At 45.3% G+C, this 24,372-nt stretch carries 23 protein-coding genes and 1 tRNA gene; 21 read left to right on the top strand and 3 right to left on the bottom strand.

The window, feature by feature from the left end; all coding sequences use genetic code 11:
- Positions 1–4: 4 nt before the first annotated feature.
- The 4 genes from ACJ28U_RS03275 to proC all read left to right on the top strand — a co-directional run bounded on the left by ACJ28U_RS03275 (position 5) and on the right by proC (position 3,342).
- On the top strand, positions 5–994 hold the full coding sequence (locus tag ACJ28U_RS03275; RefSeq protein ID WP_010371409.1) for a rod shape-determining protein: 990 nt from the start codon (positions 5–7) through the stop codon (positions 992–994).
- A 2-nt stretch (positions 995–996) separates the two neighbouring features.
- Complete coding sequence (locus ACJ28U_RS03280; RefSeq protein WP_010371407.1) at positions 997–1,206, top strand: DUF2969 domain-containing protein; 210 nt, start codon at positions 997–999, stop codon at positions 1,204–1,206.
- Between the two features lie 21 nt (positions 1,207–1,227).
- Complete coding sequence (locus tag ACJ28U_RS03285) at positions 1,228–2,418, top strand: FtsW/RodA/SpoVE family cell cycle protein (protein WP_099088752.1); 1,191 nt, start codon at positions 1,228–1,230, stop codon at positions 2,416–2,418.
- A gap of 132 nt (positions 2,419–2,550) precedes the next feature.
- Positions 2,551–3,342: a pyrroline-5-carboxylate reductase gene (gene proC, locus ACJ28U_RS03290; protein ID WP_407618364.1), complete on the top strand. Its 792-nt coding sequence runs from the start codon at positions 2,551–2,553 to the stop codon at positions 3,340–3,342.
- A gap of 38 nt (positions 3,343–3,380) precedes the next feature.
- On the opposite strand, the gene ACJ28U_RS03295 is transcribed toward proC, so the two are convergent.
- Positions 3,381–3,629: a hypothetical protein gene (locus ACJ28U_RS03295; RefSeq protein WP_010371399.1), complete on the bottom strand. Its 249-nt coding sequence runs from the start codon at positions 3,627–3,629 to the stop codon at positions 3,381–3,383.
- A 114-nt stretch (positions 3,630–3,743) separates the two neighbouring features.
- On the opposite strand from ACJ28U_RS03295, the gene ACJ28U_RS03300 reads away from it, so the two are divergent.
- The 6 genes from ACJ28U_RS03300 (at position 3,744) to ACJ28U_RS03325 (ending at position 7,944) form a co-directional block, all read left to right on the top strand.
- Positions 3,744–4,493 (top strand): hypothetical protein, encoded by a 750-nt coding sequence (locus tag ACJ28U_RS03300; protein WP_407618365.1) that lies wholly within the window; start codon positions 3,744–3,746, stop codon positions 4,491–4,493.
- Between the two features lie 76 nt (positions 4,494–4,569).
- Positions 4,570–4,641, top strand: a tRNA-Glu gene (locus tag ACJ28U_RS03305).
- 151 nt (positions 4,642–4,792) lie between these two features.
- The gene (locus tag ACJ28U_RS03310; RefSeq protein ID WP_407618366.1) at positions 4,793–5,590 is read left to right on the top strand and encodes a CPBP family intramembrane glutamic endopeptidase; all 798 of its coding nucleotides are present in this window, start codon (positions 4,793–4,795) and stop codon (positions 5,588–5,590) included.
- A 147-nt stretch (positions 5,591–5,737) separates the two neighbouring features.
- The gene (locus ACJ28U_RS03315; protein WP_407618367.1) at positions 5,738–6,541 is read left to right on the top strand and encodes an HAD hydrolase family protein; all 804 of its coding nucleotides are present in this window, start codon (positions 5,738–5,740) and stop codon (positions 6,539–6,541) included.
- A 66-nt stretch (positions 6,542–6,607) separates the two neighbouring features.
- Positions 6,608–7,108 (top strand): methylated-DNA--[protein]-cysteine S-methyltransferase, encoded by a 501-nt coding sequence (locus ACJ28U_RS03320; RefSeq protein ID WP_407618368.1) that lies wholly within the window; start codon positions 6,608–6,610, stop codon positions 7,106–7,108.
- A gap of 17 nt (positions 7,109–7,125) precedes the next feature.
- The gene (locus tag ACJ28U_RS03325; RefSeq protein ID WP_407618369.1) at positions 7,126–7,944 is read left to right on the top strand and encodes an HAD hydrolase family protein; all 819 of its coding nucleotides are present in this window, start codon (positions 7,126–7,128) and stop codon (positions 7,942–7,944) included.
- 30 nt (positions 7,945–7,974) lie between these two features.
- Here the strand turns inward: ACJ28U_RS03325 and ACJ28U_RS03330 are convergent, their stop codons facing one another.
- Positions 7,975–8,622 (bottom strand): TetR/AcrR family transcriptional regulator, encoded by a 648-nt coding sequence (locus ACJ28U_RS03330; RefSeq protein ID WP_407618370.1) that lies wholly within the window; start codon positions 8,620–8,622, stop codon positions 7,975–7,977.
- 149 nt (positions 8,623–8,771) lie between these two features.
- Between ACJ28U_RS03330 and ACJ28U_RS03335 the strand changes: the two genes are divergently transcribed.
- From ACJ28U_RS03335 to ACJ28U_RS03380, 10 genes are all read left to right on the top strand, one after another.
- On the top strand, positions 8,772–10,751 hold the full coding sequence (locus tag ACJ28U_RS03335) for an ABC transporter ATP-binding protein/permease (RefSeq protein WP_099088761.1): 1,980 nt from the start codon (positions 8,772–8,774) through the stop codon (positions 10,749–10,751).
- A gap of 172 nt (positions 10,752–10,923) precedes the next feature.
- Positions 10,924–12,099, top strand: coding sequence for an N-acetylglucosamine-6-phosphate deacetylase (gene nagA, locus ACJ28U_RS03340; protein ID WP_043941405.1), 1,176 nt, complete (start codon positions 10,924–10,926; stop codon positions 12,097–12,099).
- 3 nt (positions 12,100–12,102) lie between these two features.
- Positions 12,103–12,804 carry a GntR family transcriptional regulator gene (locus tag ACJ28U_RS03345; protein WP_010371375.1) on the top strand — a complete coding sequence of 234 codons (702 nt, stop codon included), beginning with the start codon at positions 12,103–12,105 and terminating at the stop codon, positions 12,802–12,804.
- A 126-nt stretch (positions 12,805–12,930) separates the two neighbouring features.
- Complete coding sequence (locus tag ACJ28U_RS03350; RefSeq protein WP_407618371.1) at positions 12,931–13,431, top strand: DUF1097 domain-containing protein; 501 nt, start codon at positions 12,931–12,933, stop codon at positions 13,429–13,431.
- 237 nt (positions 13,432–13,668) lie between these two features.
- Positions 13,669–14,280 (top strand): 30S ribosomal protein S4, encoded by a 612-nt coding sequence (rpsD, locus tag ACJ28U_RS03355; protein WP_010371369.1) that lies wholly within the window; start codon positions 13,669–13,671, stop codon positions 14,278–14,280.
- A 149-nt stretch (positions 14,281–14,429) separates the two neighbouring features.
- Positions 14,430–15,590, top strand: coding sequence for an MFS transporter (locus tag ACJ28U_RS03360; RefSeq protein ID WP_407618372.1), 1,161 nt, complete (start codon positions 14,430–14,432; stop codon positions 15,588–15,590).
- Positions 15,591–15,699: 109 nt separating this feature from the next.
- The gene (locus ACJ28U_RS03365; RefSeq protein ID WP_407618373.1) at positions 15,700–16,644 is read left to right on the top strand and encodes a Dyp-type peroxidase; all 945 of its coding nucleotides are present in this window, start codon (positions 15,700–15,702) and stop codon (positions 16,642–16,644) included.
- A gap of 534 nt (positions 16,645–17,178) precedes the next feature.
- A complete protein-coding gene (locus ACJ28U_RS03370; protein WP_407618374.1) occupies positions 17,179–18,912 on the top strand; it encodes a septation ring formation regulator EzrA in 1,734 nt (577 codons plus the stop codon).
- A 144-nt stretch (positions 18,913–19,056) separates the two neighbouring features.
- Entirely contained in the window at positions 19,057–19,770 is a 714-nt protein-coding gene (locus tag ACJ28U_RS03375) for a thiamine phosphate synthase (RefSeq protein WP_407618375.1), read from the top strand.
- A gap of 144 nt (positions 19,771–19,914) precedes the next feature.
- Positions 19,915–20,136 (top strand): hypothetical protein, encoded by a 222-nt coding sequence (locus tag ACJ28U_RS03380; protein WP_043708889.1) that lies wholly within the window; start codon positions 19,915–19,917, stop codon positions 20,134–20,136.
- An 88-nt stretch (positions 20,137–20,224) separates the two neighbouring features.
- On the opposite strand, the gene ACJ28U_RS03385 is transcribed toward ACJ28U_RS03380, so the two are convergent.
- Positions 20,225–21,532 carry an NCS2 family permease gene (locus ACJ28U_RS03385; protein ID WP_099088770.1) on the bottom strand — a complete coding sequence of 436 codons (1,308 nt, stop codon included), beginning with the start codon at positions 21,530–21,532 and terminating at the stop codon, positions 20,225–20,227.
- 245 nt (positions 21,533–21,777) lie between these two features.
- Here ACJ28U_RS03385 and ACJ28U_RS03390 point away from each other — a divergent pair, with 245 nt between their 5' ends.
- Complete coding sequence (locus tag ACJ28U_RS03390) at positions 21,778–24,360, top strand: cation-translocating P-type ATPase (protein WP_407618376.1); 2,583 nt, start codon at positions 21,778–21,780, stop codon at positions 24,358–24,360.
- Positions 24,361–24,372 lie beyond the last annotated feature (12 nt).

Consider the following 24,372-nt stretch of genomic DNA (forward strand, 5'->3'; position numbering starts at 1 on the left):
AATCATGGCCAAGGAAATCGGCGTTGATTTAGGAACGGCAAACGTCCTAATTTATGTTGAGGGTGAAGGAATCGTCCTTAACGAACCTTCTGTTGTCGCAATTGATACCAAAACAGATAAGGTTTTGGCTGTGGGAACTGAAGCCTACCAAATGGTTGGTCGTACGCCAGGTAACATTCGCGCAGTTCGTCCATTGAAGGATGGTGTTATTTCAGACTTCGATATGACGGAAGCGATGTTGTCATACTTTATGTCAAAGTTGAACGCAAAGGGCATCATGTCACGACCAAACATTATGGTGTGCGCCCCAACGAATATCACAGAAATTGAGCGTAAGGCGATTATCGGTGCTGCCGAAAAGTCTGGTGGTGGTAAGGTCTACCTAGAGTACGAGCCAAAGGTTGCGGCGGTTGGTGCTGGTTTGGATATCTTCTCACCAATTGCGTCAATGGTTATCGACATGGGTGGTGGTACGTCTGATATTGCCGTGTTGTCACTTGGTGATATCGTGGCATCTGAATCAATTCGCGTTGCCGGTGATAAGATGAACGCAGACATTGCCAACATGGTCAAGCGAGACCACGGTTTGCAAATCGGTGAGCGTACAGCTGAAACAATTAAGATTAAGATTGGGACGGCAACACCATTAGACGAGCCAGAAGAGATGGAAGTCCGTGGACGTGATAACTTCTCAGGTATGCCACGTACGATTACGTTGAATGCTAATGAAGTTGAGGCGGCGATGCACGATGCATTGGCGCAAATCGTCGATGCGGCACACCAAGTATTGGCTCGCATTCAACCAGAATTAGCTTCTGATATCATTGATCGTGGTATCGTGCTAACTGGTGGTGGTGCCCTCCTACGCGGGATGGATAAGTTGATTTCAGATCACTTAGGCGTACCCGTTATGATTTCAGAAAGCCCATTGGATAATGTTGCCAAGGGTGCTGGAAAGTTGCTAGAACACATGCACGGATCACAAGGGAAGTAATTATGTCACGGAATAATAAGCCAGTTTCAGTAGAAATTAACGATATGGGAGATAACCTCTCAGAAGTAAAGATTAACAAGGTTCGTTTGGGAACGATTGATGAATCAACGACGCCATTGACGGTGCGTTTTTCTGATAACCGTTCAGTAACGGCTAAGGACTTTGATGATGCAATGGAAATGTTGATTGCAGAATTCAATTTGCACCACTAATTGCAGGTTAAGAGGTAAAACATGATCAAACGCTTTTTTGCACACGAAGGTGAGGTCGACTGGTCGATCATCTTCGTTGTCATGATGCTAGCGTTGATTGGTTTGGCATCCTTATATGTGGCGGGAACACACGATACAGTTGGTGTGAACGTGACGCGAATGGTGATTATGCAGGCGGCCTACTATTTTGCAGGTATTGTTGTCGTCATGATTATTATGCGCTTTGACTCGGAACAGCTATGGCGAGTAGCACCTTACATCTTTGGATTTGGTGTTTTCTTGATGTTGGCCGTGTTGGTGTTTTATTCACGTGCGTATTATGCAAGGACTGGTGGTATGTGGTTCGCCTTTGGACCGTTAACTTTTCAACCAGCTGAATTTATGAAGCCGGCCTTCATCGTGATGTTGGCCCGCGTTATTTCGCAACACAATCTGAATAATCCAGTTCACGATTGGCGTTCAGATAAGATGTTGCTCTTAAAAATCATTGCTTGGTCGGCACCGGTAGTTGTTTTGGTGCTTGCCCAACACGACTTTGGAACCATGATGGTGTTCTTGGCAATCGTTTTTGGTATGACGCTTGTATCTGGTTTGAGTTGGAAAATCCTTGGACCAATCATCGGGGTTGCTGGAGCGTTGGGAACGACAGCAATTTTGTTCGTTACCCAAACCTGGGGACGCCATATTCTGGAAAAGGTAGGATTTGAAGCGTACCAGTTTGCACGTGTCGATGCTTGGTTGAAGCCATCTGGCGATACATCAAACAGCGCTTATCAGTTGTGGCAATCAATGAAAGCAATTGGTTCGGGTGGCTTGAGTGGTACAGGTTTTAACGTATCACACGTGGCTGTGCCAGTGCGTGAATCTGATATGATTTTCTCAGTTATTGGAGAAAACTTCGGTTTCGTGGGAAGCATCTTGTTATTGATTTTGTACTTCTTGTTGATTTACCAAATCTTCCAAGTTGTTTACGATACATCAAACCAATTCTATGCTTATATTGCAGCTGGTGTTGTGATGATGCTACTCTTCCACATTTTCGAAAATATTGGGATGAACATTGGATTGGTACCATTGACGGGTATTCCATTGCCATTCATTTCGCAAGGTGGTTCGGCGTTAGTCGGAAATATGATTGGTATCGGTCTGATAATGTCGATGCGTTATCATAACCGGTCATTCTCATTATCAGAACGACAAGGTTTCTCATAGAGTCAATAATAAAGGTCTGGCAATTGCTAGACCTTTTTCTTTATCCGAAATTTTAAAACTATTTTGAGCCGATGCGAGTGATTTGGCTATGTTATGATATGACTAATAACAATGTGATAAATGAGGTGTGAGATGTTAACAATCGGTTTTATTGGCGCAGGTAATATGGCCAAAGCGATGATGCAAGGCTGGTCAGGCAATGCAGATATTCGTCAAGTAGTTTATTCACCTAATTCCGGTGCCCAAGTGGCTGCGGAATTAGGCTTGGAAGCGAAACAATCGGCCTTAGATGTCTGGGCTGAATCAGATATGGTCGTGTTGGCTATACCGCCTGCGCAACTTGAATCTGTCGCAAAAGAGTTGCAACTTGGGATTATGATGAAGCCAAGTGTGATTGTGGCATCTGTGTTGGGTGGTGTGTCATTGGCAACCTTGCATGCAGCCTTTGGTGAGCACGTTATGGTCGCACGCACGTTACCAAATGTGAATGTGGCATTGAAGTATGGCTACACAGCGTTGGCCTTTGATACGGATATGGATCAAGATGTGAAGGGCGCAATCGCAGCGTTGTTCCTGGAGTTGGGTCGGACAGACGAATTGCCAGAAGAACAGTTTGGCGCTGTTAGCGCATTAGCAGGTTCGGGACCAGCCTTTGTTGCAGCGTTTGCGGAAGCAATGACGCAAGCGGGTATTCAGGCTGGTATCGCACCGGATACAGCCGCACGTTTGGCAGAACAAACGGTTGTTGGTACGGCTCGTCACATGGGTGATTTAAAGAAGGATCCCATGACCTTGGCCCATGAAGTGATGACACCGGGTGGTTCTACAGCAGCTGGTTGGGAAACACTTGAACAAGGCAACTTAAATGGGTTGGTGGCTGACGCTATTCAAGCAACCATGAAAAAGAATGCTGAATTTGAATAAAACAAAGCCGCAACTTCAGATGAGGTTGCGGCTTTATTTTACTTGAAACGGCGCTTTAAGATGCGAGTGCCAATAATACCAATGATTAATAGCGCTAGCGTTAAATAATTTTGCCAGGCATTATCACGAATAGTTGTGACAAACGTTAATTCATTGCCAGTTGTATGCTTATAAATCGCATTAATGATACTGGCGAGAAAACGTAATAGTGCAACGACGACCCCGATAGCCGTCAACGTCTCAAAGAATAGCAGTAGCTTCGGATGAGCTAATTGTTTAGTTGTCATATTGTTTATCCTCTTGTCTATTTCATTATACGTGAAGAACCGGTAAGTTTAAATCAAGGTGGGGTTAAGCCTGAACAGCTAAACTTTTAGTAACCAAATGAAGGGGGCTACCAAATGTTTGTACAACCAATTAATGCAAAGTATTGGCTTGCGGGTTTGTCAGTGGAAAAAGACGGTGTCATGTATGAGGCGAAGATAGCGTTTAAAGGTGGTGAACCGGCCCGACAAGCGATTGCTGAGCACGGCAATTTGGCCGAAGTGCAAATGCAGTATTGGTTTGACTGGGTCTTTCGTGAGTTTTCAGAAAAGCGACCAATGTCGACTTTGAATCGATTCAATGCAGGTGAACTGTCGATTCATGAGGTGTCGCCCCAATTTCGGACGGTATTAGCAGCGGCAACTTATGGGGAGCAGATGACTAATCAGTTATATGCTGCTGGTGAAATGCCAAATTATCATCCAGGTGCATTAGTGCAGGGCTGGGCAGTTGAGCAGGCGTTTGAACAACATTTGCGACCGTTGCTGGCGCTACCCGAAGTCACGGCCGTCTCATTGGAAGGTGGCGGCATGCGTCGCGTTGAGACGAAGCCGGAGGATCAAGATTGGTTTTGGACGTTTGAAGTTTTTGATAAGACGGATGATGTCGATCCGTATCTAGAAGTACCGATTCATTCGGGGGCCATTGCAACGCATGAATTAATCGATGGGGTAGCGGCAGTGATGCTGCCAGACTTAACAGATGCGGCAATTTGGGTGACGGCTCTGTCACAATTTGAAGATTGTGATCAACTGTCAACAATCACAGTACCAGGGCGGGGTGTTTTAGTGATCAATAAAACGGCACGTACATGGGGCGAAAATTAATTTAAAAAAAGGGTTGCCAAGAGATAATTATCCTGGTAATATATATTATGTTGTTGAGGCAACGAAGCGACATAATGGCTCATTGGTCAAGCGGTTAAGACTCCGGTTTTTCACACCGGCATCCAGGGTTCGACTCCCTGATGAGCTATACTGATTAAAAAGGCGATTGCGAAAGCAATCGCCTTTTTTGTTGTTTAGCTGATTGGAAAGTAAATTTTGACAAGCATCGTCATTTTTTACATAAGGGCTACAATCGCATTGTCTATACTGACATAACCATAGAGATTGGAGAAGGTCACATGAAACACTTTTTGAAGTTAACAGGAATTAGTATCCTGGCATACTTGATTATTGTAATTGTTGTAGTTGCGCGAGAGGGTGTGTTTTCTGTTGCCGGTAAGGCCCTTCACTTAGTGCATGGTAACGTGGCAACAGTTTGGGGCGGCGTTGTATATAATGTGTGGGGAATTCTGTTGGCTGTGTTAACCGTATGGCTAGTCAAGCGATGGGTACCTTTCCGAATTCGGTTTACCTTACGAGAGGATGTACGCTGGGTGGCGTTAATCCCCCTAGTTTTAGCATATGGCTGGGTGCTTTTTGATCAGACAGTTGATACGTTTAAGTCAGTGGGGCATGAAAGTCTTTCTAGAAATTTTGGACACTTACTGAATGGTATTTTACCCGGAACTTTTGAGGAAATCTTAATTCGAGGTGGCCTACTTGCAATTTTACTGTATGCTTTAAACGCCTCGGGAACAAGAGCGCTGAAAGCGGCGGTTATCTCAAGCCTTGTGTTTGGTAGTCTGCACTTCATTAACTTAGCCGGTGGACAAACACTGGAAGCAACAATCCAGCAAGTTATTTACGCTTTTATCATCGGTTTGGCGTTTGCGGCGCTTTATTATCGTACGGGCTCAATGTGGCCAGGAATTATCCTGCACATCCTAACTGATTTTACAGGTGATTATAGTGGTGGTACGGCTACAATGATGCCCTGGCATGAGTTGGTAATGTATTTTGGACCACTTTTGTTAATCAGCCTGTTCATGCTTCGACCATCGCAAGACGCGTATAATGCGCACGGCTTGGTGCGATAATCTTGGTGTGACTAAAAATAAATAATAGATGTTGTTGAGACAGCTAACTGTGCAATGAAGTTGGCTGTCTTTTGTACTTTTGGGTATCTATCCCCAAATACCTTTGATACACTGTAAGTGACAAATGATAAGTAGAGGTGAACATAGATGACACGATTGTACGTAACTGACTTAGATCAAACTTTCTTACACGAGGATAAGACGTTTGATGCTGATCGTTTTACGACTATTTTGGATAAGTTGGATGCGCAAGGCGACCAATTTGCCATTGCTACTGGGCGAGAAGCGAAGTGGGTGCGCACAAAGTTTGGTGCTTTAGCTGACCGTGTTCATCTGGTGACCAATAACGGTGCTGCATGGCACGTGCGTGGGACGGAAACGACGACATTGCGCACGATTGACCCAGCCACACTAACTGAGTTGGAACAAATTTTGGTGGATGTTTCACCAAAGGACGGTATTATTGCCTTTTCTGCCGACAGCATGTACCGCTTGAATGGGTATGGCGAGCTACGCGCTGATTTGCAAGACTATATGACACAGGTTTATGGCGAAATTCATATGGTTGATCACCTACGCGATATTCCACAACCTTTGGCCAGTGTGACGGCGATTTTTGATGTCGTTCATTCAAATGAGGCGATCGCCCGCATTCAAGCGACACCATTGCCTTTGCACCCAACGACGTCAGGATATGGCGCGGTTGATATTTTAGCAGCAGGTGTCAATAAAGCGACTAGTCTATCGGCGATGATTGCCGAATTACAATTAGCGCCTGAAGATTTGACGGTCTTTGGAGATGGCATGAATGACTTGGAAATGATGCAGTTGGCGGGCGAAGTATACATCATGCCAAATTCAGATGAACGTCTCTTTGGCCGTGGCTACCGTGAGGCACTATTTGATAATGAACATGATGGCGTCCTGGCAACGCTGGAAACAATTATTTAACCGATAAAAGGAGCGAGCGCGGGTTCGCTCCTTTTTGCTAAACTTATGCGTAGGGGGGATTAGCTGATGATTAATTATGAAAGTTATCCATTGTTGCATGGCACAATTACGCTATTCTATTCAACAACGGGCGTGCAATTTGTCTCTTTGGCCGATGACCCGGTTGCTGAATATCAAGCTTGGTATCCAACCGGTCAGCCAATGCCAGCCATTAAGCAGCGCTATGCAAATCTAGTGGCCGCGTATTTAGCAGGACGGACATTACCACCATATCAGGTGGACTGGCAATCGCATGGCACCGATTTACAACGGCAAGTTTGGCAATATTTGCAAACTATTCCGACGGGTACGACGATGAGTTATCAAGCGTTGGCCACGGCGATTGGGCGACCTAATGCTATCCGGGCCATTGCCACAGCGGTTGCGAAAAATCCATTACTGATTTTAGGCGCTTGTCATCGCATCGTCCGCCAAGATGGCGCATTGGGAAATTATCGGGCTGGTGTGACTTGGAAGCAAAACTTACTCGCATTTGAACACCAACTTCAAAATTCTGTGTTAGATTAATTTTTGAGCGAGGTGACATGATGAAGCAAACAAAATTTGTGGCAACTGATTTAGATGGGACGTTTTTAAATGATCAGAAACGATTTAATCGGGATTTATTTGCGCAAGTCCTAAAAGAATATGAAGCAACGGGCGGGGAATTCATCGTGGCGAGTGGTCGCGATCTAAAACACGTCCAAATGTTATTTGGTGGTTTCTTAGACCGGGTGAATATTGTGGCAGATAACGGCGCAACAATCATGTCTGCTGACGGTCAGATTCAAGAACGGCACATGATGACGCAAGAACAATTAAGTAGTCTACAACACGAAATCGATCGTATGTCAGTTAAACCGCATGGTGGTATCCTAGTGTTCAGTCCGGATGAGTTATTAGTTGTGCGTAATTACGGATCCATACCAAGTGGCTTTTTAACGATGATGGCTAGCTTATATGGGCAGCTGCGCTTTGTGGATTCGTTAATGCAAGTTGATGTACCAGTTATGAAGGTGACGGTGTTTTGGACGTTAGCCGAAAGCGAAACATTTGTGACCCAAGTCCGCCAAAATCAGGCCGATGTGCATGCAACGACACCCGGAAATGGTGTCGTTGATGTCATGGCGCCAGGTGTTAATAAAGCGGCTAGCCTCCAACGATTATTGGCGACACTTGGTGGTACGCCAGCAGAATTAGCTGTCTTTGGGGATGGTATGAACGATTTAGAAATGCTGGCAATCGCAGAGCGACCAATTATTATGCCGAATGCCGATCAGCGATTATTCGCGTATGATTATGCCATCGCTGTCGCGGATAATAATCACGACGGTGTGTTGCGAACCTGGCAAGAATTAATATGAGTGTAGAAAAAATAAGGGATGAGCCTGCGCTCATCCCTTATTTTGTTGGCGAATTTGGTCTAGTTGGGCGCGCTTGTCAACGTTGATATAACCCATTAAGCCGTAGAAAAAGAGTTGTTCAAGTTGCTGATCAATTGTTTTGATATCGATTTCACCCTGAGCAAGAGCGATGGTTGTTTGGCGATCATACGACATGAACATATCGATGTATACGCGAATAGCAGCGGTGCTAACGTCAGCACTGAAGAAGCCTTCAGATCGTCCCTGTTCGATAATGGTCGTAAAAAAAGTATCCCGGCGTGTGTCAGCAACCGCCCGAATGTGTGAATCGTCTGTCTCAAGCAAGGTAATCATTTCTGGCCCGTATGTGGTGGCAATTTTCTTTTGGGCAGTTGCCGTGATTGTGGCAAAAGCCTTTATCTTATCTAAAATCGTTAGGTCAGGTGAATCTGTAATCGCCATGATACGGTCAAAAAGGTTATTTAGTTCATCGTTAGCAATTTCCCGGATAAGGGCATCCTTACTATCGAAATACTTGTAAAAGGTCACCACTGAAACACCGGCATCAGTTGCGATACTTTTTAAGTCAGTATTGTGAATGCCGTTCTCACGGAACAAAGCCGTTGCGCTCGCGATTAATTGTTGTTTCGTGAGTGCCTTTTTAGTTTCTCGGTTCATGATGTACCTCCTTGATTTAATTTTAATATACCACAAAAAGTTTAATCGACAAGTGTCTTATTAAACTTTTCTTGACGTGGGTATGGGGTGGCGGTACACTTATATTTAACTTAATGAAAATATGAATATGAAAGGCCGGAGGAAGAACAATGGCATTTTTGGAATTACAAAATATCCGCAAGTCATACTTTTTGGGTAAAGAAGAGTTCCCAGTTTTGAAGGGGATTGACTTGGACTTTGAATTGGGCGAGTTTGTTTCAATTCTTGGTGAATCAGGTGGTGGTAAGTCAACGCTGATGAATATCATCGGTGGACTGGATCGTGAATTTGAGGGTCAAGTTACCATTGACGGTCAGGTTTTGGACCACAAAAAGGAAAAGCAGCTTGATGCTTACCGTCGTGGCACAATCGGTTACATCTACCAAGCCTATAATTTGATTAGTCACTTGACGGTTTTGGAAAATGTATTGGTCTCATTAGAGATGACGACGTTGAGCCAAAAGGAGAAAGTGGCCCGCGCAACTGAATTGCTGACTAAGGTTGGTCTACAAGAACAAATTAAGAAGCACCCTAACCAATTGTCGGGTGGACAAAAGCAACGTGTGGCAATTGCCCGTGCCTTGGCTTCAGACCCTAAGGTGATTATTGCCGATGAGCCAACAGGTGCGTTGGACGGTAAGAACACGGCTGAAGTTTTGGAAATTCTAGAAGATATTGCCAAGGAGGGGAAGCTGGTTATCGCGGTAACGCACTCACAAGACGTGGCGAACCATGGGACGCGAATTGTCCACTTGGCGGATGGTCAAATTGATGACGACCAACGTTTGCGACCAGCATTCGAACTACCAGCTGATGACACGCGTTTAGCTGACCGACCATTGCCAGCGGCAGCGTCATTCCGTAATGCCTTTAAGCACTTAACGTATAACTTCTGGCGTAATTCATTGATTATGATTGGAACAGCGATTGGATTGTTTGCTGTGATGCTGTTTACCGGGTTAGGAAATGGCGTTAAAGCCTACATTAATGACCAGGTCAATTCGTTGGCTAATCCAACGGCTGTAACGGTTGCCCGTCATCAAGGTGATAACGGCGGTGTGGGTCAAACTTCTGGGGCCACAGCCGGCGTCGATATGGATAAGACGACGATTTCAGATGACCAAATCAAGAAGATTAAGGCCAACAAGTACGTGAAGACGTTGCAAAAGGGTTATCAAGCCGGTAACGTGCAAGCAACTTTGGATGGTAAGGCTTACTCACTTGGAACAGTGCAAACGTGGTCAGCAACTTACCAAAAGAAGTTGATCAAGGCTGGTCATGTGCCTGGCAAGAACGAAATCTTGGTCGATAAGAAGACGGTTGCAAAGAAGTTCAATACCAAGGATTGGCAATCAGTTGTCGGTAAGACGATGACGGTTAAGTGGATGACAGTTAAGTCAGACGGCATGACACCAGTTGAAATTAACAAGACGTTCAAGGTTGCTGGTGTTATTGATGCTGGCCAAGCCGGTACAGCTAACGTAACAACGGCTGGCACCATCGAAGATGCCTACAAGGAAGCTGGTGCGGATACGCGTGCGTTGTTCGTGACGGTGCGCGTGAAGCACACTGATGATGTGAAGGCCTTCCAAAAGGCAGTTAACAAGATGAAGGATGCAGATGGCAAGCGTTTGTACCAAGCGGTAACGGTTGGTTCAATCTTGGATACGATTAACACAATTGTGTCATTGGCAACAAATGTGTTGGCAGCGATTGCAGCTATCTCATTGATTGTGTCAGCTTTGATGATTATTGTGACGATGTTCATGTCCGTTTCAGAACGAACGAAGGAAATTGGTATCTTGCGCGCCTTGGGTGAAAGCAAGAAGGACGTGCGTAACTTGTTCACGTCAGAATCATTGTTGATTGGATTGGCAAGTTTCATTCTGGCAGTGATTTTGGCATTCGGTATTGGGGCTGGTTTGAACAGTGCCCTTTACCAAATCGCGAAGTTTGATATGATTCAAATCTCATTGGGCAATGTCGTGATGACGTTGATCTTAGCTTTGGTTATTTCATTCTTGGCAGCCTTGTTGCCAGCTCGTCGTGCAGCAAAGTTGAACCCAATTGATGCTTTGTCAGCAGATTAATAGTTAACTTTAAAAGCCACCCTCCCTGGTCGATGTACAAGGGAGGGTGGCTTTTAACTGTTACTGGAAAAAGTGACCTAGACCGTGTAAACTTGTAAGCGATAAGAACATGATAGAGACGGCTAATGACCGCCTGTACCAATTTAGTATGTCACTTAAAGGGGAGTTAATCATGAGCACAGTTTTGACCCACGCCACCATCTATACCGGGGAACAAGAAAATCCAGTTATCAAGGATGCTTACATCCGTTTTGATAAGCAAATTGAAGCAATGGGACCAATGGCTGAATTGGTTTTGACGGCAACGGATGACGTTGTCCGGGCCGATCGTAAAGTTATTGTGCCTGGCTTTATTGATGTCCACACGCACGGTGCCTATGGCTTTGATACCATGGACGGTGTGACAGAAGATATCATTAAGATGGTGCATGGGCAAATTTCAGAGGGAATTACGGCTGTTTTCCCAACAACCATGACCCAATCAGTTGAGAATATCTCAAAGTCGATGACGGCTGTTAATGAGGCGGCTCAACAAGAACCAGCTATTGTTGGTGTGCACTTGGAAGGACCATTCATCAACCCGCACTTTAAGGGGGCCCAACCAGAAGAACACATTATTGCACCAAGCATTGACTTGGTGAAGCGCTGGCATGAATTGTCAGGTAACCGTGTTCGTTTGATTACGTATGCGCCCGAACAAGCAGCGGACGTTCGGGCCTTCGAAGATTATTTGGCAGATAACAACATCATTGGTTCAGTGGGTCACTCAAATGCAACCCGTGATTTCTTACAGCACAATTCAAAGGCGAGCCACATTACCCACCTATATAATGCACAACGACCAATGTCTCATCGTGAACCAGGGGTTACAGGCCACGCGATGTTAGAAGACAACATTCGCACGGAGTTGATTGTAGATGGTTTCCACGTTTACCCAGATATGGTCAACGTGGCTTACAAGCTTAAGACAGCTAACCGGATTGATTTGATTACTGATTCAATGCGTGCCAAGGGACTTGGTGACGGTGAATCAGAATTGGGAGGCCAGAAGGTTTGGGTTAAGGACAAGCAAGCCCGTTTGGCTGACGGCACGTTAGCTGGATCTGTGCTTGAGTTTGATGACGCCTTCCGTAATATCATGGCCTTCACAGGTGCATCGATTGAAGAAGCTATCCAAATGGCCTCAGTTAACCAAGCCGTCGAGTTTGGGCTTGATACAAAGGGCACGTTGCGGATTGGCAAAGACGCTGACTTGAACGTCTTTAGCGCTGATTTGTCAGCGTTGGAAGCAACCTATAGTCTAGGACGTCATTTCTCAAAGGCGGACGCACCGACTGCGGAGGCATAATGTATGGCAGCACCTGTTTACATTCAAATTCATGACGAAATTCATGAAGCTATTGAAGCTGGGCGCTGGGTCCCAGGAGATAAAATCCCGGCTGAACGTGAATTAGCTGAACAATTCGGTGTCTCACGCATGACCTTGCGCCAAGCAGTCATGATGTTAGTCGATGAAGGCATTCTGGAACGACGTGTCGGATCAGGAACTTATGTCGCAGAACGTAAAGTGCAGGAACAGTTGAACGGTGTGACGTCATTTACAGAAATGATGGCGGCGGCCGGTAAGGTTGCCACGTCACGTACGATTTCTTTCCACATTGGGAAAGCATCTAATTCAGAACAAGAACAACTGCAATTAGGTGACGACGATCAAGTGTTACGCATGGAACGTGTGCGTTATGGTAATGACGAACCAATTGCATTTGAAGTTGCCTCAATTCCGGCTAGTCTGGTTGATGGGTTGGCTCGTGAAAGTTTGACCAATTCTTTGTACCGCACATTGTCGGAACAACGGGGCTTACGGATTGGGCATGCACAACAGACTGTGACGGCTGCTGCCGTCACGGAGCGGGTTGCTGAATACCTAGCTATCAAGCGTGGGGACCCAGTTTTGGTCATGCGCCAATTGACATTCGATACAGCTGGTAAGCCGTTTGAGTATGTTCGTACGCAATATGTTGGGTCAAGATTTGAGTTCTTTTTGGAAAAATAATCACAAGGAAAACGCCTATATATAGGCGTTTTTTTGAGTTAGAACTAAAATTTGCACAAGCCGTTGAAAGGTGTATAATAAATTTTGGTTTTATAAAAGTTTACTTTTTGTAAGGAGAATTGAGAGATGCATAAGTTAAATCCAACGATTGCATTGGCATTATTTGTCGCAGCGATTCCATCATTATGGGCAGTCGTTGCACCCTTTATTGGCGTAACTGTTGGCGCTGCAACGTTGATTGTTGGGGGCTTCTTTGTGGCCTCTGGTAATGACCCAAAGAACAAGTGGCGTTTGTTGTTTGGCATGTGGCTTGGTATTCCATGGGGGATGATGGCTGTCACGTTCCCAGGTTTGACAGGCTGGCCTAAGTTGACGCTGTACGTCACGTTGTTCGTACTTGGTGGCTTGGCAGTCTTGATTTCATCAATGCCAGGGATTCGTAACTGGGTTGATACGGCTGCTTGGCTAACTGGTTGGGCCATTTCAATCGTTGTCTTAAGCTTGAATGGTGGCCCAGCGAAGTTTGGCACGATGCCGTTGCAAATTGCTGGGGCGATGCTTGCGGGTATCTTTATCGTTGGTGTTCTTGGCCGTGTCTTGGTTGACGCGCTCTCAAAGCAAAATTAAAGAGATGAAGTAAGGAAGAACAGCTTGTAACTGTCCTTCCTTTTTGTTAAACTATTGGAAGTGTTGAAAACTGCAGCGGATTGTCCGCAAGCTCGTCAACAATTTACCGACCCGTTTCAATTATGGCGGAGAACACACCAGTACCCGCGCTGCAGCGGTGAAAGTTTGGGTGAATTGCACGAATGTGAGGCAATTCTCTAGAATTCAACAATAATAAAATTCTGGAGGACATTTAATATGTCACGTTATACTGGACCTAAGTTCCGTGTTTCACGTCGTTTGGGTGTTTCTTTGTCAGGTACTGGTAAGGAAATTGCTCGTCGTAACTACGCCCCTGGAGATCACGGTGCCGGCCGTCGTGCAAAGATCTCTGATTACGGTATGCAATTGGCTGAAAAGCAAAAGGTACGTTTCACGTACGGTTTGACTGAGCGCCAATTCCACAACTTGTTTAACAAGGCTGGTAAGATCCGTAAGGGTACTCACGGTGAAAACTTCATCGTATTGTTGGAGCGTCGTTTGGACAACATTGTTTACCGTTTGGGCTTGGCCTCAACGCGTCAACAAGCACGTCAATTGGTTAACCACGGCCACATCTTGGTTGATGGTAAGCGTGTTGACATTCCTTCATACGAAGTTACTGTAGGTCAAGAGATCTCAGTTCGTGAGAAGTCACAAAAGAACGTTTACATCCAAGCTTCATTGGAAGCACAAGCTGGAACGTTGCCATTCGTTGAGTTCAACAAGGACGAGATGAAGGGTTCATTGGTTCGCTTGCCAGAGCGTTCAGAATTGGACCACGATTACAACGAAAACCTTATCGTTGAATACTACAACAAGTTGGGATAATTTTAATTATTTCGGACTTGTTGTTCACAAAGAAGCACAGGGCTTATGTCTTGTGCTTTTTTGGTGCAGTTGTAAAGAATCATATAGTGGAAACACTGGCGTACAATGCCAAAATACGTTAAAGTGGTTACTTTATGTGAGGTGTTGAGATGAGTAAGTATTATAAAATTGCGATAGCGTTGGCGGTGTCGACCTTCGCGATAGGGACAACTGAATTTGTGCCAGTGGGTATGTTAACTGATATTGCGCAGGACATGCATGTATCAACGGGAATGATTGGTCTGCTGGTTACGGGTTACGCGATTGCCCAGGCAATAGGCGCGCCCATTGCAACTAGCTTTGTCGGGCGAATCGCACGACGACAATTGTTTGCTTGGCTGATGATGGCCTTTGCAGTGTTGAATTTGTTATCAGCAATCGCACCAACGTATGGCATTTTGCTGGTGACACGTGCTTTAACGGCTGTCGTGCACGGCGTATTTTTCGCTACGGCATCGGTGTATTTGACCAAGTTAGCGCCCATTGATAAAAAAGGTGAGGCCGCTTCTTGGTTATTTGGTGGTTTGACGGTTGCAACAGTCTTCGGGGTGCCGTTTGGAACCTATTTGGGTGAAGCGGTTGGTTGGCGTGCCACGTTTGCTGTCGTTGGTTTGTTGGGTGTCTTTGGGTGGCTTGGGGTGCTAACACAAGTGCCTAAAACAGCTGCACCGCTAGTGACCGATAATCAATTAGCAGGGATTATCACGGTGGTTCGTCATCCCAAAATTTCGTTAACATTATTAATGGCCACGCTAGGCTTTGGATCATCGTTTGTGCTATACACCTATATTCGGCCGTATTTGCAACAAGTGACGGGTGTTAGTACCGCAGGTGTCGTCGGAGTCTTGGTCCTATATGGTGCTTTCGTGACCATCGGAAACGTGATTGGTGGTCGGTTAGCGAATCGACAAGCGCTAGGGGTTGTCGCTGGTATTCTGGCTGCGCAAATTGTGGTGCAATTATTACAACTGCTCCTGTTGCCACGGCAAGGTTGGTATCTGTTGGGAATTTCGTTACTTGGGCTGGTGGCTTTCATGGGGAATGCCTCGCTACAAAGTCGTATTATTATGACGACAACCGAGTTAGCGCCGGCGCATACGGATGTTGCATCTGCATTAAATGTGGCAGCGTTGAATTTTGGCATTGCTGGCGGATCGTTTGTTGGTAATGCGGTGATGAGTTATGCTGGTTTGCGGATGTTGCCATTAGTTGGCGCCATAATCGGTGGGGTGGCTGTTTTAGTCGTCGTCTTATTACGCCGTATTAACTAGTTTCTTTGAAACGGACATTTCGATTTGAAGCGTCCGTTTTTTCTGATGTTTAAGAATCTTCGCATATTAGGTCTATACTAAAATTAGATTTTTGCGGGGGGACAAAATTATGGCAATAGAACCAGTTAAAGCGCAGGATGTTTGGAAGGACGTCGGGAAGAACGTGTCGTTCGTTGTGTTAAAGTTGCGACGAGAGAATTTAGCAAGTGACCAGGCGGCCATTGCGGAATTTGCAGATCGCTCGCAGGCAATTATCCGCTCAATGCACATTCGGGCGGCTGATGACCAATTGAAGGTGTCAATTGGGTTTAGTCGCACGGCGTGGGATTATTTATTTCCAAGTGTTCCGGTGCCCAAGCAGTTAGAAACTTATACCACATTGCAGGGACCGAAGTACAACATGCCGGCGTCTGAGGGTGATATCTTTTTGCACGTACGCGCCGGTTCTGAGGCGGCGGTTTATGAAGTTGTTCGTCAATTGATGGTCTTTTTAGAACCGATTGCAACGGTGGTTGATGAAACGAAAGGCTTCCGTTACTTTGAAGGGCGTGCCATTATTGGTTTTATCGATGGGACAGAAGCGCCGGGAGAATATGATGCGGCAGACTATGCCTTGGTCGGGGATGAAGACCCAGCGTATGAGAATGGGTCGTATGCCTTTGCACAAAAGTGGTTACACGATATGGACTTCTGGGGCAAGTTGAAGACTGAAGAACAGGAAAAGGCTGTTGGCCGTCATAAGTTTGATGATTTGGAACTTGAAGATGATGAGAAGTTCCACAACGCACACAATGTTGCCGCCAAAGTTGAAATTGATGGTGAGGAACAAAAGATTGTGCGGATGAATGTGCCGTTCTCAGATCCAGCCAGCGGTAAAACAGGGACGTACTTTATTGGCTATTCACGATACTGGTCGGTTACCAAAGCGATGTTACAACAGATGGTGGATATGTCTGACTACTTATTAACATTCTCGACCATTCAGTCCGGTCAATTATTCTTCGTGCCATCACGAGATAAGCTGGCAGAGATTGCAGATGGTGAATTATTTTAATTTCTAACGGTTTTGACGCTTGAGTTGGCGGCAAAACCGTTTTTTTGTGGATAACTAGCTTACAAAACGTGAATCTCTTTATTTTTGTCGTAGAAATTAAAGGCGAAGCAAGTTTTTGTTCGTATGCAGTCGGTCGCTCTGTGGAAAACTTGTTCATAAGTATGTGGACTGATTGTGGATAAGTTGTGGAAAACACACATTCATAAACTCATTGTTTTCTCATAATTTAATGTAGTTATTAACAGGTTATCCACAAAGCAGATAATTATGAAAAACCCACCTGTGGAAATGTGGAAAAGTTAAATACGCAATTTAGCCCATTTTGGTGGATAAATGAGGTCGTGTTTGTAAGCGGTTAATGTTGTCACGCCAATAAACCCTAAATGCGATTAAAAAAGGTTAAAGAACCCCAAGTAAACCCTAAAGCCTGTCTTGTTTTTAGAGTTAATGGTCGTTACCGTGATAATCTAGTAGGTAGATAATTCCCGATAGTAAGGAGTTTGGTGAATAGTGGATTCACCAGGGTGATAAAGCATGACACAGATTGGACATATCGTAATTGGCCTTATCGTTGTAGTAGCGGCCATTTACTTGATTATCTTTGTCTCGCAACGATTGACTGCACGTAAAGTTGCCAAATTACTTCGCAAGAAAGAAAAACTCGCTGAAATTCCAATGCGTGATCGACTTGTGAAGGGACGTCAATTAAGTTTGACTGGCCAATCTTTGAAGCAGTTCCAATTGTTGGAAGGCAAATATGGACACCTAGAAACGACTGGGTTTAAGGATATTGAAGAGCAAGCGAATGCGGTTTTGTTTGAATCACAAGGATTAAACTTTGTGAAGACGGCGCAAGAGCTGAAAGAGTTGCAACAACAAATTCGTGATGCTGAAACGACCATTGAAGTTGTGAAGCAGGGCTTGGCTGACTTAGAAAAGTTAGATGAGGCGCACAAGGCCGCTGTTAAGGAACTAGAAGGTAAGTACCAAGAGTTGCGTAAGACGCTCTTGTCACAGAACTTCAGTTTTGGACCAGCGATTGATAAACTAGAAGAAATTCTGGGATCGTTGGAAGATGATTTTGCAGAGTTTGCCCGTTTGACTGAAGCGGGTGATCACGCAACGGCGGCTGGGATTTATGAGACGTTGGGGATGGAAACTAACCAACTAGAACAACGTATTGAACAGATTCCGGCGTTGTATCAATCATTGGATGATACGATTCCTGGCCAACTGGCTGAATTACAAGATGCCTACGACAAGATGGACGCAGAAGGGTTCCAATTTGAAACGGATATTGCTGCTGAACTAGCGGATATTGAAGCACAACGCGTTGCAACGGTTGATGATTTAGCTGAATTAACCTTGAAGAAGGTGAGTGAGTCAATTGCGCAAATGGAAAGCCGCACAGAAGTGTTGTACGAAACTTTCGAAGGTGAAGCAACCGCTGCACAACAAGTTTGGGAAAATAACGAGCAGTTGACAGCATATGTGGTTCACAATAAGCGTCAAAATCATGACTTATATATCGAGCTAGATCGATTGAATCAAGATTTTGTCTTTACGAAGGACGAAGTTGGGCAAGTGCGTAGCTGGGAGATGCAATTATCAAATGTTTCGGTTGGTTTGGAAGAACTAAAGGAAGCGATTGCGAAGCATGAAGTTGTCTTTTCAACTTTGGCTGACAAGCAAACGGCGCTTCGTGAAGAATTGGAACGCGTTGAGCATGAGCAGGTTGCCATGTGGCAAGACCTTAAGGAATTGCCAGTTGCTGTACAGCAATCACGCAATCGTGTGACCTTACTTTCCGATAAAATTCGCCAAATCCAACGGTCATTTGAGCGTCAAGGCTTGCCTGGCTTGCCAAAGGATTACATGGACTTCTTCTTTGCGGTGAACGATGAGCTTGGTCGTTTAAAGCAACAACTTGATTTGTCACGCATCAATGTTGATGATGTTTTACGTCAACTGAGCATTGTTACAGCTGACTTAGACACATTGCAAGAGAATACAGATAATTTAGTTGAAGCGGCGTCAGTTACGGAACGTTTGGTCCGTAAGGCACTGTCATATCGGGATAACGCAGAAGTTGTGCAAGCGACGCAACAAGCGCGTTACTACTATGAAACAGATTATGATTACGTGCGAGCCATGACGACACTCGGCAGTGTTTTGGATCAGGTTGAACCTGAGACGACGTCACGGATTATCAATGCCTATCGTCAAGAACAGGCAACATTGCAAGCTGAATTTTCTGAACAAAATTAAAGACATCGTCCAATCTGAGACGCCTTGTTACGGCTGTTAACAAGGCGTCTTTAATTTTGGACGAGTTCCTTTTTTATTGTAAGTGCATAGGTAAACGACTACACTTAAAGCAATAAATAAAGCAGGGCTTCGGAGGCAGAAATCATGGAATTTAAGGCAGAACAATTAGCAAGTACGTTGATTATCGGTTCAGACTGCGTTGCAGATGTTGCAGGATTTGCAGATAAGGCTGTGAATGCCGGTGTGACGATGATTATTTTAAATGAAACTCGTTTAGAAGGCGTTGAAAAGCAAAACTTAGCGCAATACATTCGTGACATTACGCGTGCCAAGCAAGTTGCCTTCCTGATTGCTGATGATGTGAAGTTGGCTGAAGCAGTTGCTGCAGATGGTGTGTACGTGAGTGATCGTCACCAAGTCGCTGAAATTTCAGCAGCAGCTGTGGCGGCAGGTTTGTACACCGGCGTGTCAATTAACAACCGGACAGAATTGTTGGAAGATGTGCCAGCAGGCTTAGCTTTTTATAGTGTTAGCCCAGTTTACCCAAGCGCGCACGTTGATGAGTCGCAACCAATTGAGCACTTGGCTGGTTTAACGACTGTTGTTCAAAACAGCACGTTGCCAGTTGTTGCGATGGGTGGTATTACAGTGGCCCGTCTGAAGGATATTGTGCGCATGGGCGTTCACGGAGCCGCTGCGGTTGATGCTTTTGTGAAGGCTGATGATTTGGACGCCGCAGTCAAAGCGTTCAATGATACGTTTGGCGGCATGACGGTTGACCAAGCATTAGGCAACACCCGCTATGGTTTGGCGATTCCGGGTAAGCACACGAATGCTGTCCAAGGTGAGCTGCACTAACAAATAATACGAATTTAAAATTAGACCACGCTTTGTTCAAAGTTTGGTCTTTTTTTGTTGGCATAATGAAAACAGGATAGGGTATCAAATTAATCATATTTGATATGATGTATATGAAATCTACATTTCACGGGGAAAGAAAATATGACACATGAATTTTTGCTTGAATTGGCTAAGATGATGGATGATCATTTTGATACAACATCAATCGAACGCCTGGTTAGCTATGAAACAACGGGGATGACGGAATCATTGAAGTTGGTGACGTCGGTTATTGCGCTGACTGAATTGCGCGATCCAAATTGGTTGGAAGAAGCGAAGCCAGAATTGGTTGCCGCTGTTCAAGAGTTGAAAAGCAATCAGTAGAAAAAGATATTGAGACGTAAGACGTTTAAAAGCCGCCAATCTCCCGATTCAAAATCGGAGGATTGGCGGCTTTTGTGTTGATTAATAATTAATGGGCGACAATAAATAAGAAAATCAAGAAGATAGCTGCCAGAGCGTACATCAGTGGGTGTACCTTACCAGCTCGCTTAGTGGCAATCATCATAATTGGGTACAAGATGAAGCCAAGGGCAATACCATCTGAAATTGAGTATGTTAGTGGCATACCAATCACAATCAAGAAAGCCGGTGCGGCAATTGCAAAATCATCCCAATTAATATTGCGCAAGTTTTCGGCCATCAAAACCCCGACCACAATCAAAGCCGGTGCGGTTACTTGTGAGGTAACAACCGACAACAATGGTGAAAATAGTAGGGCGAAAACGAACAAAATACCAGTCGTAACTGACGTCAAACCTGAACGGCCACCCACCGCCATTCCGGCAGAAGACTCAACGTAAGCTGATGTAGGTGACGTTCCCAATACCGCACCAGCTGTCATACCAACGGCGTCAGCCATCAAAGCCTTACCGGCACGAGGCATCTTGCCGTCCTTCATGAACCCAGCTTGCGTGGCCAAACCAATCATCGTACCGGCAGTGTCAAAGAATGTCACAATCAGGAACGTCAAGACAACGGTAAATAATTGAAATGTATTGATATCCGTAATGTGGTTAATTGACTCACCAAAGGTTGGGGCCAACGATGGAGCTGACGAAATCAAGTGTGATGGCAGATCAATTAAACCAGAAATAATTCCGACAATTGCCGTAATAACCATCCCAATAAAAATTGCAGCTGGTACGCGCGTGGCAATTAAGATAAAGGTCACGATAATCCCAAAGATTGAGAGTAATGAGGTACCTGATGTTAGATGCCCTAATGAGACCATTGTTGAGTCATTGGCCACAATCAAGCCAGCGTTAGCTAACCCGATAAAGGCAATGAACAGACCGATTCCAGCGGCGATGGCGACCTTTAAATCTTGTGGAATCATGTTAATGATGGTTTCACGGATTTTAAAGAATGTGAGCAACAAGAAGATAATGGCAGCGACCAAGACCCCGGCCATTGCTGTTTGCCAAGGAACCTTCATCCCGATGACAACAGAATATGCGAAAAATGCATTAACCCCTAAGCCAGGCGCGATAGCAATTGGATAGCGCGCGACTAGGCCCATGAAAATTGTGGCGATTGCTGTGGCGACACCAGTAGCGGTGAAGACAGCCCCTTTGTCCATACCTGCTGCACCCAAAACGGTTGGGTTAACAAACAAAATGTAGGCCATTGAAACGAAAGTTGTTAAACCGGCAATGATTTCAGTTCGGAAATTAGTCCCGAGTTCATCAAAGCGGAAGTATTTTGCAACAGAATTCATCTGTGCCCCCTTAAATGTAAAAAAATAATAAGTTCTTCCTAACGTTTCATAGTTTAGGGGATTAAGTTTCAAACGTCAACCCAAAAACCGAACAAATTACGTTTTGTAAGTTTTAACATACGTAAAAAACGAACGTTATTTTCCCGTTGAGTCATTGTAAGCAGAATTTTTGGCTTCAGTAACGAAAATTGTTAAACTTTAACTAGGTAAAGATATGCCGACAGCAAACAGAGGGGAGCCGACATATGATATATCAAGAAATGTTAACGAAGGTAATTGAAAAATTACAGAGCCAACCCGATTACGGGTTAACGCAAGAACAGGTGGTACAATCCCGCCAAGCAAATGGGGATAACCAGTTTGTTGAACCGCCAAAAGAGGGTTTGATAAAACGGGTGTTACGCAGTCTAAGCGATATTACAACAATTATTTTGATTATCGCTGCCATCATTTCACTAATTACGACGGTCATTCAAGGCCATGGCGATTATTTTGAGAGTTTTCTGATTATTGCGATTGTTGTGATCAATTCCGTCTTATCGATTGTGCAAGAGGGCCGGGCTGAAAAAGCGCTTGATTCATTAAAAGGGTTGGAGCGCGAAGAAGCAAAGGTCCGACGTGACGGTGACATACAATTTATTCCGATGACGGATATCGTGGTCGGGGATATTTTGGTACTTGAGAATGGAGTGAAGATTCCAGCGGACGCACGTTTGTTGACGACTGCAGATTTACGGGTGGAAGAATCACCACTGACTGGTGAAAGTCATCCGATTGAGAAGGATGAAGATTTTATTACTGGCGAAGAAGTGCCATTGGGTGATCGTCGAAACATGGTTTACCGTGGCACGACGATTGTGAATGGCCGCGGTGAAGCGTTGGTTGTGGCAACGGGGATGAATACCGAAATGGGTAAAATCGCCGGTTTGTTAGGCCGTGAAGAGCGCGAAATGACGCCAATGCAGAAACGTTTGGCCCAATTAGGCCGTCAATTGACTGTCGTCGCAATTATCGCGGCAATTATTGTGATGATTTTGGGAATTATGCAAGGTGATCCACTGATGGAGCTGTTTATGACGGCTGTATCGTTGGCCGTGGCCGTGGTACCAGAAACCTTGATGGTGATTGTCACAATTACATTAGCGCTAGGTGTGCAACGGATGGCAGCTCGGCACGCAATTGTGCGTCGACTACCAGCAGTTGAAACGCTGGGTTCGGCGAGTGTGATTGCCTCGGATAAGACGGGGACTTTAACTCAGAATAAAATGACAGCCCGTCAGGTTTGGGATGCCACGACTGATACAATTATGGCAGTTGATGAGGCTGAGGCCTTGCCGGATGCTTTGAAATTCGGGGCATTGTCAACGAACGTTACTGAGCAAGACGGCACACTAGCGGGGTTACCAACTGAGATGGCTTTGGTTGGTGGGATCGGTGGCTATTCAGCATACGAGGCCTTGCAAGCCGAATATCCGAAGGTCTATGAGATTCCATTTAACTCAACGCGTAAGCGCATGACAACGGTTCATCGGGTGGCTGATGGCTATTTGGCGATTACGAAAGGGGCTTTTGATGTGCTGCTCCCCAAGTTGCCACTGGATTTGCAAGAACGTGCAAAAGCGGTTAATCAAACGTTTGGCAATCAGGCGTTACGTGTGATCACCGTTGCGATTGCAAAGTTGCCCACACTATCAGCAGAACCAACCGCTGAAGAACTTGAGCAAAACTTGCAACTATTAGGCTTGGTCGGCATTATTGATCCGCCGCGTCCTGAGTCAGCTCAAGCCGTCGCGGAAGCCCGGGCGGCTGGCATTAAAACAGTGATGATTACCGGGGATCACGTCGCCACAGCGAGTGCAATTGCCAAAGAAATCGGCATTTTGTTACCAACCGACAAGGCCCTGACCGGGGCTGAATTGCACGATATGTCAGACGCTGAATTGGATGATACTGTGCAAGACTATGCCGTGTACGCCCGGGTGACGCCTGAAGACAAGATTCGCATCGTCAAGGCGTGGCAGAAACGCGGTGATATTGTGGCGATGACCGGTGATGGCGTGAATGATGCACCAGCCTTGAATGCCGCTAACGTCGGGATTGCAATGGGACAAACCGGGACTGACGTTGCCCGTGAAGCCGCTGATATCGTCTTGACTGATGATAATTTCGCAACCATTGTACATGCGGTTGAAGAAGGTCGCGGTATTTATGGCAATATCCGTAAGACAATTAACTTCTTGATGAGTGCCAATATGTCCGAAATTATTGTCATTGTGGTTGCCATGATTTTGGGTTGGGGTAGTCCATTGATGGCCGCCCAACTGTTGTTCATTAATTTGGTGGCCGATGGATTACCAGGCTTTGCGCTTGCTAAGGAACCACCCCATGGTGATGTGATGCGGGATAAGCCAGTTAACCCTCGGGCAAGCGTCTTTGCCCACGGATTGGGACTTCGCATTGCTTTTAACGCCATTTTGTTTGCGTTGATGACATTAGCAGCGCAAGGATACGGCGTTTACACAGACAATAATTCAGCGGGGCACACCATGGCGTTTATCGTCTTGTCGATTTCATCAATCTTGCACGTCTTTAATATTCGCAGTGATGCTTCGATGTTCCGCGTGAAGTTTTCAGCTAACCGGAGTTTGGTGATGATGGCGCTTCTGTCATTGGTGTTAACTATTTTAGTTGTAACGGTACCCGTAACCCAAGACATCTTCCACTTTATGCCGTTGACGGTTGGCCAATGGCTATTGACGATTATTCTGTCGATAATTCCGAATATTATTTGGGAAGTAATCAAGATGAACAATCGTAAAATACAATAACGATTAGACGAT

The organism is Weissella sp. MSCH1, from assembly GCF_045799135.1.
Lineage (GTDB): Bacteria > Bacillota > Bacilli > Lactobacillales > Lactobacillaceae > Weissella.

Coding starts and splice junctions, on each gene's coding strand:
- ACJ28U_RS03390 (WP_407618376.1), top strand. CDS start 21,778: ATGATATATCAAGAAATGTTAACGAAGGTAATTGAAAAATTACAGAGC.
- ACJ28U_RS03375 (WP_407618375.1), top strand. CDS start 19,057: ATGGAATTTAAGGCAGAACAATTAGCAAGTACGTTGATTATCGGTTCA.
- ACJ28U_RS03295 (WP_010371399.1), bottom strand. CDS start 3,629: ATGACAACTAAACAATTAGCTCATCCGAAGCTACTGCTATTCTTTGAG.
- ACJ28U_RS03285 (WP_099088752.1), top strand. CDS start 1,228: ATGATCAAACGCTTTTTTGCACACGAAGGTGAGGTCGACTGGTCGATC.
- ACJ28U_RS03335 (WP_099088761.1), top strand. CDS start 8,772: ATGGCATTTTTGGAATTACAAAATATCCGCAAGTCATACTTTTTGGGT.
- ACJ28U_RS03320 (WP_407618368.1), top strand. CDS start 6,608: ATGATTAATTATGAAAGTTATCCATTGTTGCATGGCACAATTACGCTA.
- ACJ28U_RS03350 (WP_407618371.1), top strand. CDS start 12,931: ATGCATAAGTTAAATCCAACGATTGCATTGGCATTATTTGTCGCAGCG.
- ACJ28U_RS03275 (WP_010371409.1), top strand. CDS start 5: ATGGCCAAGGAAATCGGCGTTGATTTAGGAACGGCAAACGTCCTAATT.
- ACJ28U_RS03330 (WP_407618370.1), bottom strand. CDS start 8,622: ATGAACCGAGAAACTAAAAAGGCACTCACGAAACAACAATTAATCGCG.
- ACJ28U_RS03300 (WP_407618365.1), top strand. CDS start 3,744: ATGTTTGTACAACCAATTAATGCAAAGTATTGGCTTGCGGGTTTGTCA.
- ACJ28U_RS03310 (WP_407618366.1), top strand. CDS start 4,793: ATGAAACACTTTTTGAAGTTAACAGGAATTAGTATCCTGGCATACTTG.
- nagA (WP_043941405.1), top strand. CDS start 10,924: ATGAGCACAGTTTTGACCCACGCCACCATCTATACCGGGGAACAAGAA.
- ACJ28U_RS03380 (WP_043708889.1), top strand. CDS start 19,915: ATGACACATGAATTTTTGCTTGAATTGGCTAAGATGATGGATGATCAT.
- ACJ28U_RS03325 (WP_407618369.1), top strand. CDS start 7,126: ATGATGAAGCAAACAAAATTTGTGGCAACTGATTTAGATGGGACGTTT.
- proC (WP_407618364.1), top strand. CDS start 2,551: ATGTTAACAATCGGTTTTATTGGCGCAGGTAATATGGCCAAAGCGATG.
- ACJ28U_RS03370 (WP_407618374.1), top strand. CDS start 17,179: ATGACACAGATTGGACATATCGTAATTGGCCTTATCGTTGTAGTAGCG.
- rpsD (WP_010371369.1), top strand. CDS start 13,669: ATGTCACGTTATACTGGACCTAAGTTCCGTGTTTCACGTCGTTTGGGT.
- ACJ28U_RS03315 (WP_407618367.1), top strand. CDS start 5,738: ATGACACGATTGTACGTAACTGACTTAGATCAAACTTTCTTACACGAG.
- ACJ28U_RS03365 (WP_407618373.1), top strand. CDS start 15,700: ATGGCAATAGAACCAGTTAAAGCGCAGGATGTTTGGAAGGACGTCGGG.
- ACJ28U_RS03360 (WP_407618372.1), top strand. CDS start 14,430: ATGAGTAAGTATTATAAAATTGCGATAGCGTTGGCGGTGTCGACCTTC.
- ACJ28U_RS03385 (WP_099088770.1), bottom strand. CDS start 21,532: ATGAATTCTGTTGCAAAATACTTCCGCTTTGATGAACTCGGGACTAAT.
- ACJ28U_RS03345 (WP_010371375.1), top strand. CDS start 12,103: ATGGCAGCACCTGTTTACATTCAAATTCATGACGAAATTCATGAAGCT.
- ACJ28U_RS03280 (WP_010371407.1), top strand. CDS start 997: ATGTCACGGAATAATAAGCCAGTTTCAGTAGAAATTAACGATATGGGA.